This window comes from Streptomyces sp. WAC 01529, from assembly GCF_003945545.1.
In the GTDB taxonomy this organism is placed as follows: Bacteria; Actinomycetota; Actinomycetes; order Streptomycetales; family Streptomycetaceae; genus Streptomyces; species Streptomyces anatolicus.
The window spans coordinates 1,768,584-1,792,607 of record NZ_CP029617.1 but is presented as its reverse complement, the minus strand read 5'-3'; the positions used below and the strand labels follow the sequence as shown (position 1 = coordinate 1,792,607).

25 protein-coding genes are annotated in these 24,024 nt (G+C 72.8%); 12 read left to right on the top strand and 13 right to left on the bottom strand.

Annotation, left to right across the window (positions count from 1 at the left end):
• Window positions 1–41: 41 nt before the first annotated feature.
• Both DMA15_RS08105 and DMA15_RS08100 read right to left on the bottom strand, forming a co-directional pair.
• Complete coding sequence (locus tag DMA15_RS08105; protein ID WP_206302687.1) at window positions 42–812, bottom strand: DeoR/GlpR family DNA-binding transcription regulator; 771 nt, start codon at window positions 810–812, stop codon at window positions 42–44.
• Between the two features lie 226 nt (window positions 813–1,038).
• Window positions 1,039–1,848: an NAD(P)-dependent oxidoreductase gene (locus DMA15_RS08100; protein ID WP_125511993.1), complete on the bottom strand. Its 810-nt coding sequence runs from the start codon at window positions 1,846–1,848 to the stop codon at window positions 1,039–1,041.
• A gap of 219 nt (window positions 1,849–2,067) precedes the next feature.
• Between DMA15_RS08100 and DMA15_RS08095 the strand changes: the two genes are divergently transcribed.
• Genes DMA15_RS08095 through DMA15_RS08085 form a run of 3 tightly spaced genes read left to right on the top strand, consistent with a single transcriptional unit; the run spans window position 2,068 to window position 5,684 of the window.
• Window positions 2,068–3,042, top strand: coding sequence for a 5-dehydro-4-deoxyglucarate dehydratase (locus DMA15_RS08095; protein ID WP_125511992.1), 975 nt, complete (start codon window positions 2,068–2,070; stop codon window positions 3,040–3,042).
• Window positions 3,039–4,211, top strand: coding sequence for a hypothetical protein (locus tag DMA15_RS08090; RefSeq protein ID WP_125511990.1), 1,173 nt, complete (start codon window positions 3,039–3,041; stop codon window positions 4,209–4,211). Before DMA15_RS08095 ends, DMA15_RS08090 begins: the two co-directional genes overlap by 4 nt.
• A gap of 57 nt (window positions 4,212–4,268) precedes the next feature.
• Window positions 4,269–5,684, top strand: coding sequence for a S28 family serine protease (locus tag DMA15_RS08085; RefSeq protein WP_125511988.1), 1,416 nt, complete (start codon window positions 4,269–4,271; stop codon window positions 5,682–5,684).
• On the opposite strand, the gene DMA15_RS08080 is transcribed toward DMA15_RS08085, so the two are convergent.
• On the bottom strand, window positions 5,659–6,861 hold the full coding sequence (locus DMA15_RS08080; RefSeq protein ID WP_125511986.1) for an MFS transporter: 1,203 nt from the start codon (window positions 6,859–6,861) through the stop codon (window positions 5,659–5,661). The genes DMA15_RS08085 and DMA15_RS08080 overlap by 26 nt on opposite strands.
• 133 nt (window positions 6,862–6,994) lie before the next feature.
• Between DMA15_RS08080 and DMA15_RS08075 the strand changes: the two genes are divergently transcribed.
• The 4 genes from DMA15_RS08075 to DMA15_RS08060 all read left to right on the top strand — a co-directional run bounded on the left by DMA15_RS08075 (window position 6,995) and on the right by DMA15_RS08060 (window position 9,629).
• A complete protein-coding gene (locus tag DMA15_RS08075; RefSeq protein WP_125511985.1) occupies window positions 6,995–7,615 on the top strand; it encodes a TIGR03086 family metal-binding protein in 621 nt (206 codons plus the stop codon).
• Between the two features lie 133 nt (window positions 7,616–7,748).
• Window positions 7,749–8,480, top strand: coding sequence for a CPBP family intramembrane glutamic endopeptidase (locus DMA15_RS08070; RefSeq protein ID WP_125511984.1), 732 nt, complete (start codon window positions 7,749–7,751; stop codon window positions 8,478–8,480).
• 28 nt (window positions 8,481–8,508) lie between these two features.
• On the top strand, window positions 8,509–8,850 hold the full coding sequence (locus tag DMA15_RS08065; protein WP_125511982.1) for a PadR family transcriptional regulator: 342 nt from the start codon (window positions 8,509–8,511) through the stop codon (window positions 8,848–8,850).
• Window positions 8,847–9,629, top strand: coding sequence for a hypothetical protein (locus DMA15_RS08060; RefSeq protein WP_125511981.1), 783 nt, complete (start codon window positions 8,847–8,849; stop codon window positions 9,627–9,629). The genes DMA15_RS08065 and DMA15_RS08060 overlap by 4 nt, the downstream gene beginning before the upstream one ends.
• 49 nt (window positions 9,630–9,678) lie before the next feature.
• On the opposite strand, the gene DMA15_RS08055 is transcribed toward DMA15_RS08060, so the two are convergent.
• The 6 genes from DMA15_RS08055 to DMA15_RS08030 all read right to left on the bottom strand — a co-directional run bounded on the left by DMA15_RS08055 (window position 9,679) and on the right by DMA15_RS08030 (window position 15,676).
• Window positions 9,679–11,127 (bottom strand): penicillin-binding transpeptidase domain-containing protein, encoded by a 1,449-nt coding sequence (locus DMA15_RS08055; RefSeq protein ID WP_125511979.1) that lies wholly within the window; start codon window positions 11,125–11,127, stop codon window positions 9,679–9,681.
• 84 nt (window positions 11,128–11,211) lie between these two features.
• On the bottom strand, window positions 11,212–11,916 hold the full coding sequence (locus DMA15_RS08050; protein ID WP_125511977.1) for a response regulator transcription factor: 705 nt from the start codon (window positions 11,914–11,916) through the stop codon (window positions 11,212–11,214).
• Window positions 11,913–13,175: a histidine kinase gene (locus tag DMA15_RS08045; RefSeq protein ID WP_240659712.1), complete on the bottom strand. Its 1,263-nt coding sequence runs from the start codon at window positions 13,173–13,175 to the stop codon at window positions 11,913–11,915. Before DMA15_RS08045 ends, DMA15_RS08050 begins: the two co-directional genes overlap by 4 nt.
• Window positions 13,172–14,281 carry a hypothetical protein gene (locus DMA15_RS08040; RefSeq protein WP_240659711.1) on the bottom strand — a complete coding sequence of 370 codons (1,110 nt, stop codon included), beginning with the start codon at window positions 14,279–14,281 and terminating at the stop codon, window positions 13,172–13,174. Before DMA15_RS08040 ends, DMA15_RS08045 begins: the two co-directional genes overlap by 4 nt.
• A 76-nt stretch (window positions 14,282–14,357) precedes the next feature.
• Window positions 14,358–14,834: a GNAT family N-acetyltransferase gene (locus tag DMA15_RS08035; RefSeq protein ID WP_125511976.1), complete on the bottom strand. Its 477-nt coding sequence runs from the start codon at window positions 14,832–14,834 to the stop codon at window positions 14,358–14,360.
• Window positions 14,835–14,902: 68 nt separating this feature from the next.
• Window positions 14,903–15,676 carry an IclR family transcriptional regulator gene (locus DMA15_RS08030; protein WP_125511974.1) on the bottom strand — a complete coding sequence of 258 codons (774 nt, stop codon included), beginning with the start codon at window positions 15,674–15,676 and terminating at the stop codon, window positions 14,903–14,905.
• 124 nt (window positions 15,677–15,800) lie between these two features.
• Between DMA15_RS08030 and DMA15_RS08025 the strand changes: the two genes are divergently transcribed.
• Entirely contained in the window at window positions 15,801–17,333 is a 1,533-nt protein-coding gene (locus DMA15_RS08025; RefSeq protein WP_125511972.1) for an aldehyde dehydrogenase (NADP(+)), read from the top strand.
• Window positions 17,334–17,357: 24 nt separating this feature from the next.
• On the opposite strand, the gene DMA15_RS08020 is transcribed toward DMA15_RS08025, so the two are convergent.
• Window positions 17,358–18,506: a Gfo/Idh/MocA family oxidoreductase gene (locus tag DMA15_RS08020; RefSeq protein WP_125511971.1), complete on the bottom strand. Its 1,149-nt coding sequence runs from the start codon at window positions 18,504–18,506 to the stop codon at window positions 17,358–17,360.
• Window positions 18,507–18,569: 63 nt separating this feature from the next.
• Between DMA15_RS08020 and DMA15_RS08015 the strand changes: the two genes are divergently transcribed.
• The 3 genes from DMA15_RS08015 (at window position 18,570) to DMA15_RS08005 (ending at window position 20,836) form a co-directional block, all read left to right on the top strand.
• On the top strand, window positions 18,570–18,947 hold the full coding sequence (locus tag DMA15_RS08015; protein WP_125511969.1) for a helix-turn-helix domain-containing protein: 378 nt from the start codon (window positions 18,570–18,572) through the stop codon (window positions 18,945–18,947).
• A gap of 82 nt (window positions 18,948–19,029) precedes the next feature.
• Entirely contained in the window at window positions 19,030–19,746 is a 717-nt protein-coding gene (locus tag DMA15_RS08010) for a DsbA family oxidoreductase (protein ID WP_125511968.1), read from the top strand.
• Window positions 19,747–19,777: 31 nt separating this feature from the next.
• On the top strand, window positions 19,778–20,836 hold the full coding sequence (locus DMA15_RS08005) for an aminotransferase class V-fold PLP-dependent enzyme (RefSeq protein WP_125517417.1): 1,059 nt from the start codon (window positions 19,778–19,780) through the stop codon (window positions 20,834–20,836).
• 10 nt (window positions 20,837–20,846) lie between these two features.
• On the opposite strand, the gene DMA15_RS08000 is transcribed toward DMA15_RS08005, so the two are convergent.
• Window positions 20,847–21,371, bottom strand: coding sequence for a MarR family winged helix-turn-helix transcriptional regulator (locus DMA15_RS08000; RefSeq protein WP_125511966.1), 525 nt, complete (start codon window positions 21,369–21,371; stop codon window positions 20,847–20,849).
• A 123-nt stretch (window positions 21,372–21,494) separates the two neighbouring features.
• Between DMA15_RS08000 and DMA15_RS07995 the strand changes: the two genes are divergently transcribed.
• Window positions 21,495–22,556, top strand: a complete 1,062-nt coding sequence (locus tag DMA15_RS07995) for an alkene reductase (RefSeq protein ID WP_125511965.1) — start codon at window positions 21,495–21,497, stop codon at window positions 22,554–22,556.
• 66 nt (window positions 22,557–22,622) lie between these two features.
• Here DMA15_RS07995 and thpD read toward each other — a convergent pair whose 3' ends face one another.
• Window positions 22,623–23,522, bottom strand: a complete 900-nt coding sequence (thpD, locus tag DMA15_RS07990; protein WP_125511964.1) for an ectoine hydroxylase — start codon at window positions 23,520–23,522, stop codon at window positions 22,623–22,625.
• Window positions 23,523–23,572: 50 nt separating this feature from the next.
• Entirely contained in the window at window positions 23,573–23,977 is a 405-nt protein-coding gene (locus DMA15_RS07985) for an ectoine synthase (RefSeq protein ID WP_125511962.1), read from the bottom strand.
• Window positions 23,978–24,024 lie beyond the last annotated feature (47 nt).

Here is a 24,024-nt window from a genome sequence, read left to right as displayed (position 1 = left end):
GCGTGCGGAGGCACCGTCTGCCGCGCGGTGGGGGCGGGCGGTCAGGCGCGGACGACCTGTGGGCCGAGGAGGGAGTAGCGGTGGGCCTCGGAGGCGGGCAGGCGGCTGCTCGTGACGATCGCGTCCAGGTCGCCGATCCCCGCGAACCGGCAGAAGCTCGTCGCCCCGAACTTGGTGTGCACGCCCAGGAATACGGTGCGCCGCGACGCCCTGATCGCCTGCGCCTTCACTTCGCTGACCGCCGGGTCGGGCGTCGTCAGGCCGTGCTCGCGGGAGATGCCGTTGGCGCCGATGTACGCCAGGTCGATGACGAACCCGGCCAGCATCTTGGTCGTCCAGTGGTCGACGGTGGCGAGCGTGCCCGGGCGGACCCGCCCGCCGAGCAGCAGCACGGTGATGTTCTCGGCCTCCGCGAGGGCGCCCGCGGTGGCCAGCGAGGCGGTGACCACGGTCAGCGGGCGCCCGCCCGACGCCTCGGGCAGCGCCCCGGCGACCAGTTGGGGCGTGAACCCCTCGTCGACGAAGACCGTCTCGGCGTCGCCGAGGAGTTCGGCGGCGGCGGTGGCGATGCGCCGCTTCTCCGGGACGTGCATGGTCGTGCGGAAGGCGAGGGTGGTCTCGAAACCGGCGCTCTCCACGGGATAGGCGCCGCCGTGGGTGCGGCGGACGAGGCCGTGGTCCTCCAGGGCGCGCAGGTCGCGGCGGACGGTCTCCTTCGCGACGCCGAGCTGGGCGGCGAGCGCCGTCACGTCGACGGAGCCGGAGTGGCGGGCCGCGCTGACGATCCGCCGCTGACGTTCCTCCGCGGTCATCGGCGCCACCTTCTTCCCCTGGGTCTCGCGGTGCCCGTTCGGGCCCTGTGGGGAAGTTCTACAGCGCGGACAAGGGGGTGACCAGGGTGGCAGCGGGCGCGATGATGCCCGTGTGTGCCCGCTTGGCGAAGCGACGGCCTCTGCGGCGGGCCCCGGGCGTGCCCGTTTCGGGGGTCCGCCTTGCCCGTTCGGTGCCCGAACGGTTCAGTACGGCAAGGGCACACCTTCAGTACGGCCACACCGGAGGGTCGGTGCAGAAGTGGCCGCCCAGGTGCGCGTGGTCGGGGTTGGCGGGGTCCAGCTCGCCCTGCTCGGCGACGAGCCTTCGCGCGTACCGCTCGGAGTCGTCCCGCGGCTCGTAGCCGAGTGCCCGTGCCGAGGAGAGGTCCCACCACAGGCGGGTGTTGGCGGACGAGCCGTGGACGACGGTGTGCCCGACGTCCTCGGCGGTGAGCGCCGCGTGGAAGAGCCGCGCGCCGTCCGCGGGGCTCATCCACACCGACAGCATCCGTACGTTCGTCGGCTCGGGGAAGCAGGAACCGATGCGGACCGAGACGGTCTCGATGCCGTGCTTGTCCCAGTAGAGCTGGGCGAGATCCTCGCCGAACGCCTTCGACAGGCCGTAGAACGTGTCGGGCCGGTGGGGGGTGTCGACCGGGATCAGCGGGTCGTCGCCCCGGGGGCGCGGGGTGAAGCCCACCGCGTGGTTGGAGGAGGCGAAGACGATCCGCCGCACGCCTTCCTCGCGCGCCGCCTCGTAGAGGTGGTACGTGCCTTCGATGTTGGCCTTCAGGATCTTGTCGAAGCCGGACTCCAGGGAGATGCCCGCGAGGTGCAGGACCGCGTCGACCCCGCGTACGGCCTCCCGCAGCGCCTCCCTGTCGGCGAGGTCGGCGGTGATCGCCCCGGGCTCGCCCTCGATGCCGCGCATGTCGAGCAGGCGCAGGTCGTAGCCGTACGCCGGCAGGAGCCCGCGCATCAGCGTGCCGAGACCGCCCGCGGCGCCGGTGAGCAGGACGGTGCGGGGAGCGGGCATGGGGGTCTCCTCGTGCGGCCGTATGTATCCGCGTACAGAATTCACAACCGTGGACACGCTAGAGATCGCTTTCGTGCCGCGTCAAGTGTCCTGCGGAGGCGCGAAATCCGCTCCATGGTGCGGAGTTCCGTCGCTTGACCGGGCCCGAGAAGGCGCCTTAGCGTGGTCGAGTTCAGGGATATGGACATAGGTCAGAAACGTGCACGCTAGGGAGAGCCCGTGACGTCAGCCCCTCTCGCTTCCCGGCTCCGGGTCCCCAGCGGGCCGTTGTTCTTCCCGGTCACCGCGTACGGACCCGACGGCTCCGTGGACCTGGAGACCTTCCGCGCCCATGTGCGCGGCGGCATCGAGGCGGGGGCCGCGGCGGTGTTCGCCTGCTGCGGCACGGGCGAGTTCCACGCCCTGACGCCCGAGGAGTTCCAGGTGTGCGTGGCCGCCGCCGTCGAGGAGGCGGCGGGGCGGGTGCCGGTCGTCGCGGGCACCGGTTACGGCACCGCGCTCGCCGTGCGGTACGCGCGCCTGGCCGAGGAGGCGGGCGCAGACGGGCTGCTCGCCATGCCGCCCTACCTCGTCGTCGCCGCACAGGAGGGCCTGGCCCGGCACTACACCGAACTGGCCGGCGCCACCTCCCTGGACGTCATCGTCTACCAGCGCGACAACGCCGTCCTCGCCCCCGAGACGGTCGCCGCGCTCGCCCGCGCCGAAGGTGTCATCGGCTTCAAGGACGGCCTCGGCGACCTGGACCTGATGCAGCGGACCGTCAGCGCCGTACGCGGTCAAGCGCCGGGCGACTTCCTGTACTTCAACGGCCTGCCGACCGCCGAGCTGACCGCCCTCGCCTACCGGGGCATCGGCGTGGGCCTGTACTCCTCGGCCGTCTTCTGCTTCGCGCCCGACATCGCGCTCGCCTTCCACCGGGCGCTCAACGCGGGCACTCCGGAGGGCGACGCCACCGCCAACCGCCTCATCGACGGCTTCTACCGGCCCTTCGTGGAGCTGCGCGCCCTGGGCCGCGGCTACGCCGTCTCGCTCGTCAAGGCGGGCGTGCGGCTCGGCGGCCTCGACGTCGGCCCCGTACGCCCGCCGCTGCACGAGCCCGCCGACGACCACGTCAAGCGGCTCGCGGAACTCGTCGAGCGGGGGCGGGAGTTGCTGGGCGGCGAGGCTGCCCGTGGCGCGGGGGAGGGCGTGTGAGGGCCGCCGCGTTCCTCTACCCCTGGGACGTCGTCGGCGACCCCGACGCGCCCGCCCGCCTCGCCGCCCTCGGTATCCGGCAGGTCACCCTCGCCTCCGCCTACCACTCCACACGCGCGCTGACCCCGCGCCACCCGCGCCACCGCGTCGTCACGGCCACGCACGCCGCCGTGCTCTACCCGCCCGGCGAGCGGTGGCGGGGGCGCGAGCTGCGGCCGTACGCGGCCGGGGACTGGGCGCCCGGCGACGCCTACGGAGAGGCCGCCGAAGCGCTGGCCGCCGCCGGGATCCACGTGCACAGCTGGGCCGTCCTCGCCCACAACTCCCGTATGGGCGAGGAGCACCCGGCCACCTCCGTCGTCAACGCCTACGGAGACCGCTACCCCTGGGCGCCCTGCATCGCGCGGCCCGCCACGCGCGCGTACCTGGTCGATCTCGCCGCGGAAGCCGCCGTACGCCCGGGAACCGGCACGCGCGGCACCGAACTGGAGTCGTGCGGCTGGTACGGCCTCGCGCATCTGCACGCCCACGACAAGACCGCGGGCGTCGGCCTCGGCGAGGCGGGGCAGTATCTGATGTCCCTCTGCTTCTGCTCCTCCTGCCGGGTGGGGTACGCGGGCCAGGGCCTCGACCCCGACGAGGCGGCGGCCCTGGTCCGGCGCGCCCTGGAGCCCGTCTGGCGCGGCGAGGCCGAGGACGCGGGCTGGGCCTCCGTCGAGAAGCTCATCGGCGCCGACACCGCACGGGCCACGCGCGCGTGGCGGCGGGAAACGGCCCGCACGCTCCAGGAGGCCGCGATCGGCGCGGTCCGCGCGGCGGCCCCGCCGGGCTTCCAGGTCCTGCTGCACGCGGACCCGGTGCCGTACCACTGCGGGGCGAACGCGGGCGTCGACCCGGCGCACATCCTCACCGTGGCCGACGGCGTGGTCGTGCCCTGCACGGGCGGCGCGGAGGCCCTGACGCCGTTCGCCGAGCACGCCGGGGCCGGGACCGTCCTCGCCGCCAACCTCACCGTCGTGCGCGGCATGGGCGGCAGCCCCGCCACGCTCGCCGCCGACGCGGCCCGCGCCGCGCAGCTGGGCGCCACGGAACTGCGGCTCTACCACGCGGGGTTGGCCTCGGACGCCGATCTCGCCCACGTCGCGAAGGTCCTGTCGCCCCCGGAGTGATCGCCGCTACGATCCGCGCACCACAACCGTCCGCTCCTAAGGACCGAGGGAGACAAGGTGCGCAACAAGGGGATATCCGCGCTGGCCTGCGCCGCGCTGATAACGGGTGCCGCGGTGTTCGGCGGGGCGGCACCCGCCGCCGCGCGGGCCACGGCGGCGACCGGGGAGACCGGCGCGGCGAGCGGGGAGGCCGGCGCGAAGGCCAAGGCGCCCGGCGCGAAGGCCGACCAGAGCGACACGGCCGACGCCGTCCGCGAACGGCTGGAGAAGATACCCGGCATGAAGGTCGTCTCCGTTGCCGAGAAGGAGGGCCACCCCCTCTACACGCTCACGTACGTCCAGCCCGTGGACCACCGTAAGCCCGGCGGCGCCACCTTCACCCAGCGCGCCACGCTCTGGCACAAGTCGACGGACAAGCCGACCGTCCTCTACACCAGCGGCTACACCCTCCCCGGCGGCACCGCCTCCCTCACCAAACTGATCGACGCCAACCAGGTCAGCGTCGAGCACCGCTACTTCGGCCAGTCCCGGCCCTCCGGCGCCGCGGGCGACGACTGGTCCAAGCTGACCGTCCAGCAGGAGGCCGCCGACGAGCACCGCCTGACCCGGGCCCTGCGCACCATCGAGAAGGGCAAGTGGCTCGGCACCGGCGCCAGCAAGGGCGGCATGACGGCGACGTACCACGAACGCTTCTACCCCGACGACCTCGACGCGGTCGTCGCGTTCGTCGCGCCCAACGACGCCAATAACCGTGACGACAGCGGCTACGAGCGCTTCTTCGAGACGGTCGGCACCAAGGAGTGCCGGGACGCGCTGAACGCCGTACAGCGCGAGATGCTCGTGCGCCGCGCCACGCTGCTCCCCAAGTTCGAGGCGGACGCGAAGGCCAACGGCGACACGTTCGAGGAGACCCTCGGCACCACCGACCGGGCCTACGAGTTCGCGGTCCTGGACCAGGTGTGGAACTTCTGGCAGTCCGGCACCGCCGCCGACTGCCCGACCGTCCCCGACGCGAAGAAGGCCACCGACGACCAGCTCTACGGCTGGTCGAAGGAGCACGGCCTGAGCGTCTACCGCGACGAGGACCTCGGCACCAACGGCTCCGGCCCCTACTACCGCCAGGCCGCCACCCAACTCGGCTGGGCCGACCTGAAGTTCAAGCACCTCAAGGGTGTGCGCCACTACCCGGACCTCTACCAGCCCAACTCGGTGCTGCCCGCCGCCATGCGCGGCACGTACGGCAACAGGACCGTCGCCGACGTGGACCGCTGGGTGAAGAGCCGCGGTGAGCGGATGATGTTCGTCTACGGCCAGAACGACCCGTGGAGCGCGGAGCGCTTCACCCCGAGCCGCCGCGACTCCTACCGCTATGTGGTGCCCGGCGCCAACCACGGCGCGTCGATCGCCAAGCTCCCCGAGGCCGAGCGGACGAAGGCCGTCGCCACCATCAAGCGCTGGGCGAACGTGAAGTAGCCCGGCGCCGGAGGAGCAGGGGCGCGGCGATCAGCAGCCGCGCCCCCGCCAGCACCGGCAGCAGCACGCGGACGTCCACGGACTCCACGAGGGCCGCGCCCGCCGCGATGCCGACCGCCGTCGGCGTGAACATCAGCGTGTTGGCGGTCGCCGCCACCCGGCCGAGCAGCGCGTCGGGCGTCTCGCGCTGCACCGCCGTAAGCCCCGCGATGAGCACGCAGGGCAGCCCGACGCCGTTCGCGAGGCTCCCCGCGAGGACCGCCGCGTCGCTCGGCAGCGCGCTCAGGGCCGCCGCCACAGCGGTCAGCGCGATGCCCGCGCCGCCGAACCGCCGCGCCCCGAACCGCCGCAGCAGCGCCCCCGACGCCACGCCCACCGCGACGGATCCGGCGCCCTGCACGACGTACAGCACACCCGTGTACGCGGGAGAGCGGCCGAGCCCCTCCACGATCGCGTACACCAGCGCGCCGCTGATCCCCGAAGACAGCATCGTCAGACCGCCCGCCACCACGAGGGGCCGCAGCCGCTCGTGCCCCCACAGATAGCGGGCGCCCTCCGCGGTCCGCTCCCGCAAGGAGGCCCGCTCGCGCACCGGGACGGTCTCCCGCACCCGCAGCAGCCCGTACATGCCCGCGGCGAGTACGAACGTGACGGCGTCCAGAAGCGCCACGCGGGCGCCCCCGTAGGCGGCGAACAGGCCCGCCCCGGCGAGCGGCGCCACCAGCTTCATGCCCTCGTTGGCGGACATCCGCAGGCCGTTGAAGTCGCCGAGCAGCTCCTTGCCGACGGCCGTCGGCACCAGGGCGGCCTCCGCCGCGTCGGTGACGACGCCGCACGCCCCGTACACCACGAGGACGGCGAAGAGGATCCACAGCTGTCCCGTGCCGTCCACGGCGAAGAGGGACAGGAGCAGCGCGCCGAGCGCGAGGTTGGCGCCGACCAGGAGCGGTTTGCGGCGCGTGCGGTCGGCGAGCGTGCCGAGCAGCGGGCCGACGAGGGTGGGCGCCCACAGGGCGAACTGGCAGAGCGCGGCGAGCCCGTCGGAGCCGGTCAGCTCCTTCACCCAGATTCCGGAGACCAGCCACAGCGCGGAGGTCCCGAAGCCGGAGACCACCACCGCGCCCAGATAGAGGCCCGCGTTGCGGTCCCGCAGGACGCGCCCGATCGTCGATGTCATGCCAGGTGATGCTGGTTTCTAAGGCCCCCGGGGCGGTATCGGGTGCCTTCCCTAACGCCGACCGATGAGTTCGGGCCGCGCCGCCGGTCACCAGGGGAGACATACCGAGACAGCTGCCTTAGCGGAGGCCTTCATGACCGGCGACATCCCGTCCAGTGACATCCCGTCCGGCGACATCCCCGACCTCGGCCCGCAGGCCCGCCTGGTGGCGCGCCTCGCCGAACACGTCACGGACGAACAGCTCGCGGCGCCCACCCCCTGCCCCGACTACGCGGTACGGCACCTCCTCGGCCATCTGACCGGCCTCGCCCAGGCCTTCGAGCAGGCGGCCCGCAAGGAGTTCGGGCCGTCGCTGGACACCGCCCCCGACAGCTTCCTGCCGGACGTCGGGCCCGGCTGGCGCGACGAGCTGCCCAAGGCCCTCGACGCCCTCGCCGGCGCCTGGCGCGACCCGGCCGCCTGGCAGGGCATGACCCGGGCGGGCGGCGTCGACCTGCCCGGCGAGGTGGCAGGCCTCGTCGCCCTCGACGAACTGGTCGTCCACGGCTGGGACCTGGCGCGGGCCACCGGCCAGGAGTACGGACCGGACGAGGCGAGCCTGGAGAGCGCGCGGGCCCTGCTGACGCCCACCGGAGACGAGGGCGAGTCGCCGGAAGGCTTGTTCGGCAAGCCGGTCCCGGTACCGGAAGAGGCGCCGCTCCTGGACCGCGTGATCGGGCTGAGCGGCCGCGATCCCGGGTGGCGCGCGGCGTAAGCCATGCGAGATAGGTTGCATTCCTGACTAGGTCGCCATACGGTCTAGGTAGCTCAGACGCTCCAGGGTCCGCGCGGCACGTCGTCCGTCACGACGCACGCTGCCGCGCGGCCCCTTCGGGAAGGGGGATCCCATGTCCATATCGCCGGACTTCTCGGTCGCCGCGACGGCCGCCACCGCCGCGCTCGCCGCCTATCTGCTCCTCGGTGAGCCGTGGGCGGGCCGCCGGATGTACGCCTCGCTGGCCCGGCGCAGGGACGGCGAACCCCGCGCCCTCGTCCGCTACTTCACCCTCACGCTCGCCCTGTGGTGGTCCTTCGCCGCGGTCGCCGTCGCCGCCCTGCTGCTCTCGCCCGGCGTCGACCCCGCCGACCTCGGTATCGCCCTGCCCGAACGGCCCATCTACGCCGTCGCCGGGATCCTGATCCTCACGGCGATCGCCGCGGCCTCCGGGCGGAACCTCTACGACCTCGCCGAGCGCGGCAAGCACGTGCCGGGCCTCGCCGCCATCGAGGCGATGCTGCCCCGCACCGCCGAGGAGCGCAGGCTCGCGATCGCCGTCGCGGTCACGGACGGCGTCTGCGCCGAACTCGTCTACCGCGGCCTGCTCATCGCCTTCGGCGTCGGCGCGCTCGGCCTGCCCCTGTACGCCGCGGCGGCCCTCTCGGTGCTCGTGTACGCGCTCGCCGGTTTCTACCAGGGCCGCAAGGGCGTCCTCGTCTTCGCCCTCTTCGGCGCGGTGGCCACCGGCCTCTATCTCGGGACGGGCAGCCTGTTGCTCCCCGTCGCCGTGCACACCGTCCTCGCCGTACGCGACCTGACGCTTCCCGCGCCGGACAAGCCGCGCGCCCCGGCCGCCGCGTGACCTCCGTCAGCCCTCGAAAGGGAGCCAAGTGACAGACCGCCGCGCCAGCTGGTTCAAGGGCGTACTCGACCTCCTCGTCCTCGCGAGCCTCACCGACGGCGAGAGCTACGGCTACGAGATCGCCAAGCTCCTCGGCGCCGCCGGCTTCGGCCAGATCAAGGGCGGCACGCTCTACCCCGTACTGAACCGCCTGGAGGAAGCGGGCCTGGTCGCCGCCGAGTTCCGCGCCACCGAGAAGGGGCCGGGACGGCGCTACTACCGGCTCACCGACGCCGGGCGCGAGACCCTCGGCGAGCAGGGCGGGCTCTGGCTCGCCTTCGACAAGTCCGTACGCGAAGTCCTCGCCAAGGCGGGAGTGGAGACACGATGAACGCCCCGATGGACGCGCGGCACGGGCGGTACGGGCAGGACGGGTACCTCGTCGGCCTCGCCGAGCGGCTGCGTGCGCTCGGTCTGCCCGCCGACCGCGTCGAGGCGACCGTCTCGGACCTGGCCGCCCACCTGGAGGAGTCCGGCGCCGAGGACGCGGAGGCCGAGTTCGGTCCGGCCGAGGAGTTCGCCCGGCAGCTGGCCCCGGAGACGAGTGCCCCCGGGGCGGGCGCCTCCGGCGGGCCTCCGGAGGGCCACGTCGAGACCTGGCGCTGGACCGCCGACACCTACGTCGACGAAGAGCTGCTGAACCGCTTCGGCGACGAGGGCTGGGAGGTGGAGCGGGTCGACGCGCTCGGCCGCTTCGTCAGCCACCGTGACGTGGCGCGGCCCCAGCGGTGGGAGTACCGCAGGGAGTTGGTCACGCGCGGCCGCGAAGGCCTCGACGAACGCCTCGCCCCTGACGGCTGGGAGGCCTGCGGGACCTGGGTCGTCTACGCCTGGTTCAAGCGCCCCAAGGCGGCGAGCCTCGGCCCGGCGGCGGAGATCGCCTCGCCGCCGCCGGTGCCGGAGCGGAAGAACTTCCTCAGCCGGAAGTTCTACGGGCTGCTCGCCCTCCTCGTGACGGCCGTGGCCGTGGCGGGCGGCGGAGCCGCGCTCGAGGACGGCGAGGCGAGCACCGGGCTCGGCTTCGCCGGGGGACTGCTCGTCGGCGCGTGCGCGCCGCTCGGGCTGATCCTCGGCTTCCGGCTGTGGCGCGACCGGAACCGGGCCCGCTGAGAGCGCGGTGCGCCATCCGCTGAAAGCGCGGGGCGGCGCCCGGCGGCGGTCAGCTCTTCAGGGCCGCCGCCATCATCGCCTTGGCGATCGGCGCCGCCAGGCCGTTGCCGCTGACCTCGTCGCGGGCCGCGCTCGACGACTCGATCATCACCGCGACCGCCACCTGCTTGCCGTCCGCGCCCTTGGCGTACGACGTGAACCACGCGTACGGCGTCTTGCTGTTGTTCTCGCCGTGCTGGGCCGTGCCCGTCTTGCCGCCCACCGTCGCGCCGCTGATCTGCGCGTTCGAGCCGGTGCCCTTCTCGACGACCGTCCGCATCGCGGACTGCAGGCTCTCGGCGGTGGACTGGCTCATCACGCGCTGCCGGTTCCCGTCACCGTACTTCTCCAGGACGTTGCCGTCGGAGTCGGTGATCTGCGAGACCATGTGCGGCGCGGCCAGCTCGCCGCCGTTGGCGATGGCCGCCGACACCATCGAGATCTGCAACGGCGTCGCCGTCACGTCGAACTGACCGATGCCCGAGAGAGCCGTCTGCGCCTTGTCCATGCCGGAGGGGTACACGCTCTTGCCCGCGCGCACCGGCACATCCAGCTTGTCCGCGTTGAAGCCCAGCTTCTCCGCCATCGCCTTGACCTTGCCCTGGCCCAGGTCGACGGCCATCTTCGCGAAGACGTTGTTGCAGGAGTACTGCAGGCCGGTGCGGATCGTCGCGTTCTCGCAGGGGGCCGACTCGTTCTCGTTCTTCAGGACCGTCACCGTGCCCGGCAGCGTGTAGGGCTTCGGGCTGTCCGTCCTGACGTCCACCGAGGAGTAGAGGCCGTCCTCCAGGGCCGCCGCCGCGACGACCAGCTTGAACGTGGAACCGGGCGGCAGCGGCTGGCGCATCGCGCGGTTCACCATCGGCTTCTGCTTGTCGCTCGTCAGCGCCTTCCACGCCTCCGAGTCCGTGGAGCCGCTGATCTTCGACGGGTCGTACGACGGCGTCGAGACCATGCCGAGGATCTCGCCGGTCTCCGGGTCGATGGCGACCGCCGCGCCCTTGGTGTCACCGAGCGCCTTGTACCCGGCCTTCTGCACCGCCGGGTCGATGGTCGTCACGACGTCGCCGGGGTCGGCGCGCTTGTTGGTGACCGTGTCGAGCGGGTTCTTCAGGCGGTTGTCCGTGCCGTCCAGGAGGTCCTTGTAGATGCCCTCCAGCTGGGTGGCGCCGTACACCTGCGAGCTGTAACCCGTCACGGGTGAGTAGAGCGCGCCGTTCTTGTACGTCCGCTTGTACGCGAGGTCTCCTCCCGTCGTCCGCTCGGAGCCGGTGATGGCCTCACCGCCCACGATGATGTCGCCCAGCGGGTGCGCGTACTGCTGGATCGCGTTCCGCCGGTTCAGCTTCTCGTCCGCGAGCGCCTTCGAGTCGTGGAACTGCACCCACGTCGCCCGCACCAGGAGGGCGAGCACGAGCAGCAGTGCGAAGACCGAGGCGTGCCTGATCGTCTTGTTCATCCCACGGGAGGACGAGCGAAGGGGAGGGTTTCGTTCCCTTCTGATCCGCTTGTGACCGTTTTCTCAGAGACTCCTCATGAACGCTCAGTCCGTGTTCATGAAGCCCGCCTCGTACGCCGCGATCACCGCCTGCGTGCGGTCCCGCGCGCCCGTCTTGGCGAGCACGGCCGCCACATGCGTCTTCACCGTCGCCGCGCCCACGCCGATCCGCCCGGCGATCTCCGCGTTGGTCAGCCCCCCGGCCATCAGCCGCAGCACCTCGCTCTCCCGGGCGGTGAGCCGCGCCACCCAGGCGGGCGGCGCGGGCTTGGCGCGCCCGTGCTCGGCGGCCAGGGCGCGCACGGCGGCGGGGAAGAGCAGCGAGTCGCTGTGCGCGACGACGCGCACGGCCTGCACGAGCGCGTCCGCGTCCGCCCGCTTGAGCAGGAAACCGGCGGCGCCCGCGCGCAGCGCCTCGTACACGTACGCGTCGTTCTCGAAGGTCGTCACGACCACGATGCGCGGCGGCTCCGGCATCGTCTGGAGGATCTGCTCGGTGGCGCGGATGCCGTCGATCTCCGGCATGCGGACGTCCATCAGGACGATGTCGGGCTTCAGCTCCCGTACGACCGACACGGCCTCGGCGCCGGTCGCCGCCTCGCCGATGATCTCGATGCCCGGCTCGGCGGAGAGGATCGCGCGCAGTGCGGTACGCACCATGCGCTCGTCGTCGGCGAGGACGATCCGGATGGCCGCGCCACCGGAGCCGGAAGGTGTGCCGGACCCGGCGGGGGAGGGTGTGGTCGTCATGCGTGTGCGTGTCCCTTCAGCGGAAGTCGTACGTCGAGTCGCCAGGCGCCGTCCGCCGGGCCCGCCTCGGCGGTGCCGCCGAGCAGCCGTGCCCGGTCAGCGATGCCGCGCAGGCCGTGGCCGCCGCCGGGGCGGGTGGCGGGGGAGCGCTCCGGCAGGGGGTTCTCGGCCGTGACGGCCAGGTCGGGGCCGTCCAGGGCGAGGCGCAGGGTCACGGATGTGCCGTCGCCGCCGTGCCGCAGGGCGTTGCTCAACGCCTCCTGCACGATGCGGTAGGCCTCGCGGGAGACCAGCGGGGGCAGCGCCTCGGGCTCCATGTCGACGGCGGCGCTCACCCGCAGGCCGCCCGCCCGGGTGCGGCGCAGCAGACCGTCCAGGTCGGCGGCGAGCGTGGGCGCGGGGGCGGTGGAGCGGGCGTCGTCGGCCTCCCGCAACACGCCGAGCACGGCGTCGAGTTCGCCGACCGTGCGGCGCGTGGTGTCCTCGATGGCGGCCAGCGCCTCGCGGACGAACTCCGGGTCGTGGTCGAGGACGCGGCGGGCCGCGCTCGCCTGGAGCGTGACCGCGCTCAGCGCGTGCCCCACGGAGTCGTGCAGTTCGCGCGCCAGGCGGTTGCGCACGGCGAGGTCGGCGGCGCGCTGCTCGGCGGCGGCCAGCCGGTCGGCGGGGGTCGGCCCGAGCAGGTCGGGCGCCCAGCGTGCCAGGAGCCCGCCGGCCAGGGCCGCGCACGCCGCGAGCGCCACCAGGGAGACGCAGCCGATGGCCGGGGAGAGTGCCACCATCCAGGGTTCGCCGAAGACCTCGGGCAGCCCGATGCGGCTGTCCCGGAAGGCGACGAAGAACGGCAGCGTGATCAGCACGCCCGCGAACGGCGGCAGCGCGAGCGACATGCCGCTGATGATCCCGCCGAGACCGAGGTGCAGCGTGAACCACGCGGCGGCCCGCCCGCGCGCCACCCGCCCCCGCGCGGGGCCCTCGGCGAGTGAGCCGTCCGGCACCCCGCACAGCGTCCGTACGGCGGCCACCGAGATGGGCCGGGTCAGCGGGAACAGCGCGCTGATCGCGGCCAGCGGCAACCCGGCCGCGAAGGCGGCGAGTTGGGCGGGCAGCGTCCCGAGGATCTGGTCGTCGTCGAAGAGCGGCCCCATGATCACGGCGCCGACGAAGACGTACGGCATGGAGAGCGCGCCGCCGAGGATCAGATGGATCCACCGGCGGCGTGCCGAACGCCCGAACAGGGCGGTGGCGAAGGCCTTCACGCCGTGGACCCCGCACGCTCCTGGAGGAAGCGGGCGCCGAGGGCCGCCACGAGTATTCCGGTGATCATCTGCACAGAGTAGGTCAGGAGCATCAGGCCGGTGGGCTGTCGGGAGAGGTCGTCGGCGGGGCCGATGAGCGAGGCGAGCAGCAGCCAGGCGCCCCAGCAGCCGGCCGCGCCCGATCCCGCCCAGACCAGGGCGAGCGGCACCTTCACCGGAAGCCTCTGGAGCACGGGGAGTACGGGGGGTACCGGGAGCGCTCGGCGCGTCGGGAGCCGTCGGAAGGTGAGCGTCAGGGCGCCCACCACGGCGGCGGCGAGGTACAGCACGTCCAGGAACTCCAGGACGTGGAAGTCGGCGGTGCGTTCCCCCGCCAGGGCCGCGCTGAGTCCGGCGGTGGAGCCGGTGGCCCAGAGCAGATGCATGGTGAGGGGGACCGTCGCGAGCAGCGCGGCGGCGACGGCGGCGGCCCGCCCGCCCCGCACCCCGGCGCCGGGGTGCGGCAGGTCCCCCACGCGCCCCCGCCACAGGTGCCCCCAGCGGTCCCGCGCGTACAGGACGAACAGGGCGCCGAGCGCGGCGCCCTGGAGGATGAAGCCCGTATAGACGACGCCGAAGACCCACTCGGCGAGGAACGGCTCACCCCCCTCGCTGCCACTCCCCGAGGAGCCGCGCACGCTCCCGCCGACCGCCCTGACCAGCAGTTGCAGCGGGAACCCGGCCATGATCGGCACGAGCAGTCCGGTGGCGGCCCACATGGGGAACGCCAGCAGCCACGGGGGCGTCCGCAGCCCCCAGGGCCGGGTCAGGAGCAGCACCAGCACGATGACGCCCGCGTCCATGAGGACGGTGAGGCCGTTGGCGAAGACCATGAGCGCCCGGTGGTCGAGCAGGGAGCTGCCTTCGGGGATCCCGAGCCGGCTCCCGCAGATCCAGGCGACCTTGAGGGCGAGATACGGCACGCAGGCCACCAGAGCGACCAGCCGCAGCGCACGCCGGGAGCGGCTGAGGGCGAAGGGGGCGTCCGGGGGATCCGGGGGAGAGGAGGGTGCGGCCGGTAGGGGCGAGGGCGCGGCCGCCGGGGAGGCGGGCAGGGGCTGGGTCATGCCTCCACGCTCCCGTCAGCGGCGCCGCCGCGCCTCCTGCGCGGCGACGAACCGCCCTCCCCCTCCCGGGGGAGCCTCAGCCGCCGTGCAGGACGAGGACCACCTCGTCGATCTCCGCCTCCCGCGCCGCCGCGTACCCCCGCTCCCGCGCCGACTCGCGGAACCCGCACTTCTCCAGGACCCGCAGCGAGCCCGCGTTGTCCGCCGCCGCGCGGGCGTACAGCGGGCGCTCCGGGATCAGCGCGAGCAGCTCGCGCAGGGCGGCGGTGGCCAGGCCGCGCCCCCAGTACGCGCGGTCGATCCAGTACGTGACCTCCCGCTCGCCCGGCTCGCCGTACACCGCCGCGTTGCCCACCACGTCACCGTCGGCGAGGACCGTGCGCACGTCGATGCCGGGCGAGGCGCGCAGCTTCGCCCAGTGCGCGTCGAAGCGGTTCCGGTCGCCCGGGTCCTCGGGGGTGAAGGCGGCCATGTGACAGGACTCGGGGTCGTTCAACTGCCGGAAGAAGACGGGCAGATCACTGTCGTGGACTTCGCGCAGACTGACATCCATGCGCAGAGCCTACGAGGCGCCGGGGCCTGTGCGGCGTCGGAGCCGCGAGACGTCAGGCCTGCCGGGCGTCAGAGCCTGCGAGTCGCCAAGGTCAGCCGGTCGCGCGCGTCGAACAGGGCGTCCTTGACCATCTGTTCGTGCGCGGGCGTGAGCCGCGCCACCGGCACCGAGCAGCTGATCGCGTCCCGCGCCGGAGTGCGGTAGGGGATGGCGACACCGAAGCAGCGCAGACCGAGCGTGTTCTCCTCGCGGTCCACCGCGAAACCCTGCTCGCGCACCCCGTGCAGCTCCTCGATGAGCTTCTCGCGGTCGGTGATGGTGTTCTCGGTCAGCGCGGGCAGCGCCTCCGGGAGCATCTTGCGGACCTGCTCGTCGGTGAAGGTGGCGAGCAGCGCCTTGCCGAGCGAGGTGGAGTGCGCGGGCAGCCTGCGGCCCACCCGCGTGAACGGCCGCAGATAGTGCTGGGACTGGCGGGTGGCGAGGTAGACGACGTTCGTGCCGTCGAGCCGCGCGAGGTGGATGGTCTCCGTGGTGTCGTCCGAGAGCCGGTCGAGGGTCGGCCGGGCGGCGGCCACCACCTCGTCACCGTCGATGTACGAGGTGCCGACGAGCAGGGCGCGCACGCCGATGCCGTACCGCGTGCCGGTCGCGTCCGTCTCGACCCAGCCCAGCTCGACCAGGGTGCGAAGGAGCATGTAGAGGCTCGACTTGGGATAGCCGACCGCTTCCTGGACCGCGGCGAGGGAGTGCATTCCGGGACGGCCGGCGAAGTATTCGAGCAGCTCCACTGTCCGCACCGCGGACTTGACCTGCGCACCGCCTCCGGTCTCGCCAGCCGACATCGCCCTTGACCCCTTAGATCGCCGAGAAATACCCTCCGAGTCCCCGCTCATTCATCAACAGAGACGGCGTTCAGCATATCGAACAGCCCTGGTGAGTGGCATACCTCTGGAAAGGGAATCCGCGGTGGCAGCAGCACCAGTCTGGAGTGTCGACCCCCGAACCGGGAAGCAGCGCGAGCAGGTTGCGGTGGAAGCCGCAGCCGAGGAGGTGGACCAGGCGGTCCGCGCCGCCCGTGCCGCGGCGCCCGCCCTCGCCGACCGCACGGTCCGCGCCGCCTTCCTGCGCACCGCCGCCGGCCTGCTCGAGGAGGCCAAGGACCACCTCGTGGAGGCCGCGGACGCGGAGACCGCGCTCGGCCCGGTCCGGCTCACCGGCGAACTCGCCCGCACCTGCTACCAATTGAGGGCGTTCGCGGACATCGTCGACGAAGGCGCCTTCCTCGACGTCGTCATCGACCACCCCGACGCCTCGGCGACCCCGCCCATCCCCGACCTGCGCCGCTACAAGATCCCGCTCGGCGTCGTCGCCGTCTACTCCGCGTCCAACTTCCCCTTCGCCTTCTCCGTGCCCGGCGGCGACACCGCGAGCGCGCTCGCCGCGGGCTGCCCCGTCGTCGTCAAGGCCCACCCCGACCACCCGGGCACCTCCGAGCTGGTCGCCTCCGTACTGCGCAGGGCGGCGGCGCGGCACGACATCCCCGAGGGCGTCATCGGCCTGGTGCACGGCTTCGACGCGGGCGTCGCCCTTGTCGAGCACCCGCTGGTGTCCGGCGCCGGGTTCACCGGCTCCATCCGCGGCGGACGCGCCCTCTTCGACGCGGCCGCCGCACGGCCCGTGCCGATCCCCTTCCACGGCGAACTCGGCTCCCTCAACCCCGTCGTCGTCACCGAGGCCGCCGCCGCCGAGCGCGGCGAGCAGATCGGCACCGGCCTCGCGGGCTCGATGACGCTCGGCGTCGGCCAGTTCTGCGTCAAGCCCGGCCTGGTCCTCGCCCCCGAGGGCGCGGGCGGCGACCGGCTCGTGAAGTCCCTGACCGAGGCCGTCAGCGACACCGAGGCCGGGGTGCTCCTGGACCACCGGATGCGGGAGAACTTCGTCGCCGGGGTGCGCGAACGCGCCGAACTGCCGGACGTGGCGGCCCCGGTGACCCCGGGCGCGGGCGGCGAGCACACCGTCAGCGCGGGCTTCCTCACGGTCCCGGCGGCGCGCCTCGCGAGCGAAGGGGCGTACGACCTGCTCCTGGAGGAGTGCTTCGGCCCGGTCACCGTCGTCGCCCGCTACGCCGACGACGCGGAGATCACCGCCGTCCTCTCCCGCCTGCCCGGCAACCTCACCGCGACCGTGCAGCTCTCCGCCGACGAGGCGGCGGGCGCCAGCCCCCGGGGAGCCGAGCTGATCGCCGAGGTCACCCCGCTCGCCGGGCGCGTGCTCGTCGACGGCTGGCCCACCGGCGTCGCCGTCGCACCCGCCCAGCACCACGGCGGTCCCTACCCCGCCACCACCTCCACGTCGACGTCGGTGGGCGGCACGGCCATCGAACGCTGGCTGCGCCCGGTCGCGTACCAGAACACCCCCGAGGCCCTGCTCCCGCCCGAGCTGCGCGACGCCAACCCGCTGGGCCTGCCACGGCGGATCGACGGCCGGTACGAGCACTGACCCACCGCGGACGCGGGCGTTCGCTCACACCTCCACGCGCCGCCCCGTGGCCGCCGACCGCCCGATCGCGTCCAGCAGCCGCTGGCGCCGGACCGCGTGCGCGAAGTCCGGGGCGTGGGCGGTGCCCTCGGTGAGGTCGGCGAGGATCCGCGCGTACTGCGCTCCCACGTTGTACGCCACTTCGTACGAGGGCAGCCCCCGCAGCTCCTCCAGCGAGGGCACGTCGAAGTGGCGTACGGGCACGGGGAGTTCGGTGAGCCCCTTGTCCGCGCCGCGTCCGCCGCGCACGGTCACCGCGGCCTGCTGGAGGTGCCCGGAGTCGCCGGTGACGACGAGGTCCCCTTCCGTGCCGTTGATCTCCCAGTGGAAGTCCGTGCCCCGGGACAGACCCGAGCGGAAGTGCGCCGAGACGACGGCCCCCGACTCCAGGCGCCCCGACACGGCGATCTGGTCGGCGGCCGTCATCGGCGCGGTGCGTCCCGTGCCCGCCTCGCGCACGGCAGGGCGCCGCGTCGCCAGGGTCGCGGAGACCTCCGTGAACTCCCCGAGCACCATGGTGAGCGCGTCGACGGTGTGCCCGAAGGGGATCGTCAGCATCGTGGCGCCGTTCCGCTCGTCCAGGAGATAGGCGCCGCTCGGCTCGAACACCGGGCCCCACCCGCGCCCCGAGGCGACCAGACTCGTCGAGAGGACCTCGCCCACATAGCCGTCGGCGACCAGCTCCCGGACGTGCCGGACCGCGGGCGCCGACCTGGCCTGGAGGCCCACGAAGGTCCGGACACCCGCCCGGTCCGCGGCCGCCGCCAGCTCCTCGGCCTCGGCGAGACCGTTGCCGAGCGGCCACTCGCTGAGCACCGCCTTGCCCGCGCCGAGCGCGGCCAGGACCACCTCGCGGTGCAGCGGCACGCGCACGCTCACCACGACGAGGTCGACCTGGTCGCTGCGGACCAGCTCCTCGGCCGAGCCGAAGGCCAGCGGCACCCCGTACTTCTCGCCCGCGGCCCGCGCCGACTCCTCGCTCGACGCGGACAGGGCACGCAGTTCGTACCCCTGGAGGCGGGCCAGCGCGGGCAGGTGGGAGCGGGGCGCCCAGCCGCCGCGGGCGGACAGGCCGACGATCCCGACACGGACGGGGGAGACGGGGGAGGGGAGGGAAGCGAGGCGCGAAGTCATGATCGGGACCGTAGGACGGACCGCCCGGTCACCCGCAAGGAGCCCAACTATATTTTGGGAACCATGACTGGTCAGCCCCGCGACAGGACCTCCGGCACCGCTGCTCGGCCCCACGACATCTACGGCCTGCTCTGCCCCGGCCGCGCGGTCTACGAACTCCTCGTCCACAAGTGGACGGGCCTCGCCATCACCGCCCTGGAGGACGGCCCGCGCCGCTTCGGCGAGCTGCGCCGCAAGCTGGAGGGCGTCAGCCCCAAGGCGCTCACGCAGACCCTGCGCCGCCTGGAGGAACACGGCCTCGTGAAACGGACGGTCTACGCGGAGGTCCCGCCCCGCGTCGAGTACGAACTGACCGGCCTCGGCCGGGGCGCCCTGGAGCCACTGGCGCACCTGCGCACCTGGGTCAGGGCCAACACGGGGAAGTTCGCGGCGGGGGAATGAGCCGCTTTGCCCGTGTGTTGACGCCCTGAGCGGAGGCTCCCTCCGCACCGACCTGACGTACGACCTGAAGAGAGCCACACACATGCGCGTCGAGATCTGGAGCGACATCGCCTGCCCCTGGTGCTACGTGGGCAAGGCCCGCTTCGAGAAGGCCCTCGCCGCCTTCCCGCACCGCGACGGCGTCGAGGTCGTGCACCGCTCCTTCGAACTGGACCCGGGCCGCGCCAAGGGCGACAGCGGCCCCGTCATCCCGATGCTCATGCGCAAGTACGGCATGACCGAGGAGCAGGCCCGCGAGGGCGAGCGGCGGCTCGGGGAGAACGCCGCCGCCGAGGGCCTCGACTACCTCACCGAGGGCCGCGACCACGGCAACACCTTCGACATGCACCGCCTCCTGCACCTCGCCAAGGAGCGGGGCCGGCAGGACGAGCTGATCGGCCTGCTCTACCGCGCGAACTTCGCCGAGGAGCGGTCCGTCTTCGAGGACGACGAGCGCGTCGTGGAGCTGGCCGTCGAGGCGGGCCTGGACGGCGACGAGGTGCGTGCCGTACTCGCCGACGCCGAGAAGTACGCCGACGAGGTCCGCGCCGACGAGCGCGAGGCCGCCGAGCTGGGCGCGAACGGCGTGCCGTTCTTCGTCCTCGACCGCAAGTACGGCATCTCCGGCGCCCAGCCCGCCGAGGTCTTCACGCAGGCGCTCGAGCAGGCGTGGGGCAGCCGTTCACCGCTGACCGCCCTCGCGGACGCCGACGGGGGCGAGGCGTGCGGGCCCGACGGATGCGCGGTTCCGCGGGGCTGAGCGGCCGCATAGGTTGATCCCCATGACGCTCATGGGGATCGGCGACGGCACTGACCACGCGGGCGAGTTCGCCCCGACGACGACCTACCTCAACACGGCGAGCTGCGGTCTGCTGCCGCGCCGGGCCGTCGCGGCCGTCCAGGCCCTGGCGGCGGAGGTCGGCGCGGGCGAGCGCGGCGGCTCGGGCGACTTCGGCAAGGTCGAAGCGGCCCGCGAGTCCTTCGCGCGGCTGGCGGGTGTGGCGCCCTCGCGGGTGGCGACCGGCGGCTCGGTCGCCGTGCACGTCGGCCTGATCGCCGCCTCCCTCCCGTCGGGCGCCGAAGTGCTCTTCCCCGAAGGGGACTTCTCGTCCCTGATCAACCCCTTCGTGCTGCGGGGCGACCTGAAGCCGCGGTACGCGCCGCTGGAGGGGCTCGCGGAGGCGGTCCGGCCCGAGACCGCGCTGGTCGCGTTCTCCACCATTCAATCCGCCGACGGCCGCGAGGCGGACTGCGCCGCGATCCGCGGGGCCGCGGCCGCGCACGGCGCACGCACCCTCGCCGACGCCACACAGTCGGCGGGCTGGCTGCCGTTCGACGCGGGGGCGTACGACTACTCCGTCACCGGCGCCTTCAAGTGGCTGCTCTGCCCGCGCGGCACGTCTTTCCTGACGGTGGGCGAGGCGGCGCAGGAGTCCCTGCTGCCACTGCACGGCGGCTGGCTCGCGGCGGCCGACTCCTGGCATTCGACGTACGGCCCGATCGGTGAACTCGCCCCGGGCGCGCGGAGGTTCGACGAGCCGCCCGCCTTCCTCGCCTACCACGGGGCGGCCGCGGCGCTCTCCCTGATCGAGGAGGTGGGCGTCGACGCGATCCACGCCCACGACGTGGCGCTCGCCGAGCGCTACCGCGCGGGGCTCGCCGCACTCGGCCACTCCCCGGTGCCGGGAACCTCGCCCATCGTCTCGGTCCCCGGGCTCGCCGACCGCGAGCCGGAACTGACCCGCGCGGGCATCATCGCGGCGGCGCGGGCGGGCCATCTGCGCGCCACCTTCCACCTGTACAACACCGAGGCCGACGTGGACCGCCTCCTCGACGTACTGGCCGGCTGAGCCGGCACGCCTACCCTTGCGCGGCCCGCCGCTCCGGGCACTCCGCCGTCTCCGTGCAGAGGTTCTCCTCCACCTTGGCGAGCAGCCGCAGCAGTTCCGCACGCTCGTCCTCGTCGAGCCCGGCGAGCGTATGCCGCTCCAACTCGCCCCAGGCGCGCTCCACTTGGGCGAGCAGCCCGCAGCTCGCGTCGCTGGCCTCGACGAGGACGGCCCGGCGGTCGGCGGGGTCGGGGCGGCGGCGCACATGGCCCGCCTGCTCCAGCCGCTGGAGCATCTTCGTGACCGTCGAGGGGTCCAGCTCCACCGCCTTGATCAGCTCGGACTGCCGCACCGGGCCCGCCTCCCACAGGTGCATCATCACGAACTCCTGGCCGGGGTAGAGGCCGACCCCCTTCAGGACCTTTCCCGCGGCGATGCGGTGCAACCGCGCCACCCGGCTGACCGCGTGGCTCGCGGGGCCCGCCATGGCCACCGCGGGCAGCCCGGGAGGACAGGCGGGGCCGGCCGGGTCGGTCGGTGCGGGGTCGGCCTTCATCGCGTGCTCCTGCTGGTCACTGGACGTCTTCCGAAAAGATTACCTTGGTCGGCCAAGAAATGGGTTACAGTAAGACCCGGCGCGTTACTTGGCCGACCACATAAAACTTGCCCAGGAGTTCTGATGACCACCGCGTTCGATCCGATCGACCTGTCCGGCACCACGCTCGCCAACCGCATCGCCATGGCCCCCATGACCCGTAGTCGCGCTGGTCAGGGCGGTGTGGCCACTGATCTGACCGTGGCGTACTACGCCCAGCGCGCTTCCGCGGGCCTGATCATCACCGAGGGCATCCAGCCTTCTGTGGTCGGCCAGGGATACCCGGACACGCCGGGCCTGCACAGCGCCGAGCAGGTCGCCTCCTGGCGCAAGGTCACCGACGCCGTGCACGCGGCGGGCGGCAAGATCTTCGCCCAGATCATGCACGCCGGGCGCATCGGCCACCCCGTCCTGCTCCCCGACGGCCTGGTCAACGTCGCCCCCTCGGCGGTCACCGCCCAGGGGCAGGTCTACACGGCCGAGGGCCCCAAGGACTTCGTCACCCCGCATGAGCTGACCGATGCCGAGGTCCGCGCCACCATCGCCGACTTCGCCACCGCCGCGCGGCACGCGATCGACGCGGGCTTCGACGGCGTCGAGCTGCACGGCGCCAACGGCTATCTGATCCACCAGTTCCTCGCGCCCGGCACCAACCGGCGCACCGACGAGTGGGGCGGCTCGGTCGAGAACCGCCTCCGCTTCGCCGTCGAGGTGGCCAAGGCCGTCGCCGCGGAGATCGGCGCCGCCCGCACCGGCTTCCGCCTCTCGCCCGGCAACCCCTTCAACGACATCGCCGAGCCCGACCCGGAGCCCACCTACACCGCCCTGGTGAAGGAGCTGGCCGCGCTGGACCTCGCGTATCTGCACGTGCTGGAGGTGGGCGAGATCCGCGAGCTGGTCACCCGGCTGCGCCAGGACTTCGGCGGCACCTTCATCCTGAACCCGCAGACCGAGGGCCCCACCGGCCAGGACGCGCTCGCCCTCGTCGAGGACGGCACCGCGGACATCATCGCGTTCGGCGCGCTCTTCCTCGCCAACCCCGACCTGCCGGCCCGCCTGAAGGCCGGGGGCCCGTACAACACCCCCGACCCGACGACCTTCTACGGCGGCACCGAGAAGGGCTACACGGACTACCCCGCGCTGTAGCACGGCAGAACGGCGGTCGGCCCGGCGCCCACGGGGGGTGCCGGGCCGACCGCCGTGTACGTCAGGTCACCTCACCGGGGTGAAGTCCCGCGCCCCGATGAACTCGGGCCTGCGCACCGGCGCCGCGAACGGCTCGACCGCCTTGTTCTCCACGCTGTTGAAGACGATGAAGACGTTAGAGCGCGGATACGGGGTGATGTTGTCCCCGGAGCCGTGCATGGCGTTGCAGTCGAACCAGGTGGCCGAGCCCGCCTCGCCGGTGAAGAGGCGGATCCCGTGGTCGGCCGCGAGATGGGTCAGCGTCTCGTTCGACGGGATGCCCGCGTCCTGCATCTGCAGCGACCGCTTGTAGTTGTCCTTCGGAGTGGCGCCCGCACACCCGAGGAACGTCTTGTGCGACCCCGGCATGATCATGAGGCCGCCGTTGGTGTCGTGGTTCTTCGTCAGCGCGATCGACACCGAGACGGTGCGCATGTTCGGCAGGCCGTCCTCCGCGTGCCAGGTCTCGAAGTCCGAGTGCCAGTAGAACCCCGAGGCCCCGAAGCCCGGCTTCACGTTGATCCGGGACTGGTGGACGTACACGTCGGAGCCGAGGATCTGCCGGGCACGGCCCACCACGCGCGGATCGGCGGCGAGCCTGCCGAACAGCTCACTGATCTTGTGCACCTCGAAGAGGGAGCGGATCTCCTGTGAGCGCGGCTCGACGATGGCACGCTCGTCGGCCCGCATCACCGGGTCGTTCATGAGCCGTTCCAACTCGGCGTGGTACACGCTGACTTCGTCCGGGGTGATCAACTGGTCGATGGCCAGGAAACCGTCCCGCTCGAACCCCGCCAGATCCCCGGCCGCGATGGGCCCCTCGGCACCCGGCTCGGACCACACCACCGGGTCCTTGCGTTCGATGAGCACCTCCTCGGCGCCTCGGGTCGGGTACAGGTCAGTGGTGCGTTCGGGTGCGGTGGTCATGGTGTTGCCTGCCTCTCCTCTCGTACGGCCCTGTGCGGGATGTCAGCCGTTCAGACCGGGTCCGGCTCCGTGAGCAGCGGGTACACGCCGTTCTCGTCGTGGTCCTCACGACCGGTGACGGGCGGGTTGAAGACACACAGGCAGTGGAAGTCCTCCTTGATCCGCATGGTGTGCTTCTCGTGCCCGTCGAGCAGGTACATGGTGCCCGGGGTGATCGTGTACTTCTCGCCGGTCGTGTCGTCGGTCAGCTCGGCCTCGCCCTTGGTGCAGACGACGGCCTCGATGTGGTTCGCGTACCACATCGACGTCTCCGTCCCCGCGTACAGGATGGTCTCGTGCAGGGAGAACCCCACGCGCTCCTTGGCGAGGACGATGCGCTTGCTCTCCCAGGTACCCGAAGCGGCCTTCACATGCCGGTCGGTGCCTTCAATGTCCTTGAACGAACGGACGATCACGGTGTGGTGGTTCCTTTTCTCTTACGTTGCCGGGGCTCGGACAGTCG

Excerpts from the sequence above, each read along its gene's own strand:
- DMA15_RS08080 (WP_125511986.1), bottom strand. The coding sequence starts at position 6,861 with ATGACATCGACGATCGGGCGCGTCCTGCGGGACCGCAACGCGGGCCTC.
- DMA15_RS08100 (WP_125511993.1), bottom strand. The coding sequence starts at position 1,848 with ATGCCCGCTCCCCGCACCGTCCTGCTCACCGGCGCCGCGGGCGGTCTC.
- DMA15_RS08040 (WP_240659711.1), bottom strand. The coding sequence starts at position 14,281 with ATGACCCAGCCCCTGCCCGCCTCCCCGGCGGCCGCGCCCTCGCCCCTA.
- DMA15_RS08070 (WP_125511984.1), top strand. The coding sequence starts at position 7,749 with ATGTCCATATCGCCGGACTTCTCGGTCGCCGCGACGGCCGCCACCGCC.
- DMA15_RS08075 (WP_125511985.1), top strand. The coding sequence starts at position 6,995 with ATGACCGGCGACATCCCGTCCAGTGACATCCCGTCCGGCGACATCCCC.
- DMA15_RS08035 (WP_125511976.1), bottom strand. The coding sequence starts at position 14,834 with ATGGATGTCAGTCTGCGCGAAGTCCACGACAGTGATCTGCCCGTCTTC.
- DMA15_RS08010 (WP_125511968.1), top strand. The coding sequence starts at position 19,030 with ATGCGCGTCGAGATCTGGAGCGACATCGCCTGCCCCTGGTGCTACGTG.
- DMA15_RS08000 (WP_125511966.1), bottom strand. The coding sequence starts at position 21,371 with ATGAAGGCCGACCCCGCACCGACCGACCCGGCCGGCCCCGCCTGTCCT.
- DMA15_RS08055 (WP_125511979.1), bottom strand. The coding sequence starts at position 11,127 with ATGAACAAGACGATCAGGCACGCCTCGGTCTTCGCACTGCTGCTCGTG.
- DMA15_RS08030 (WP_125511974.1), bottom strand. The coding sequence starts at position 15,676 with ATGTCGGCTGGCGAGACCGGAGGCGGTGCGCAGGTCAAGTCCGCGGTG.
- DMA15_RS08020 (WP_125511971.1), bottom strand. The coding sequence starts at position 18,506 with ATGACTTCGCGCCTCGCTTCCCTCCCCTCCCCCGTCTCCCCCGTCCGT.
- DMA15_RS08105 (WP_206302687.1), bottom strand. The coding sequence starts at position 812 with ATGACCGCGGAGGAACGTCAGCGGCGGATCGTCAGCGCGGCCCGCCAC.
- DMA15_RS07995 (WP_125511965.1), top strand. The coding sequence starts at position 21,495 with ATGACCACCGCGTTCGATCCGATCGACCTGTCCGGCACCACGCTCGCC.
- DMA15_RS08050 (WP_125511977.1), bottom strand. The coding sequence starts at position 11,916 with ATGACGACCACACCCTCCCCCGCCGGGTCCGGCACACCTTCCGGCTCC.
- DMA15_RS08015 (WP_125511969.1), top strand. The coding sequence starts at position 18,570 with ATGACTGGTCAGCCCCGCGACAGGACCTCCGGCACCGCTGCTCGGCCC.
- DMA15_RS08060 (WP_125511981.1), top strand. The coding sequence starts at position 8,847 with ATGAACGCCCCGATGGACGCGCGGCACGGGCGGTACGGGCAGGACGGG.
- thpD (WP_125511964.1), bottom strand. The coding sequence starts at position 23,522 with ATGACCACCGCACCCGAACGCACCACTGACCTGTACCCGACCCGAGGC.
- DMA15_RS08005 (WP_125517417.1), top strand. The coding sequence starts at position 19,778 with ATGGGGATCGGCGACGGCACTGACCACGCGGGCGAGTTCGCCCCGACG.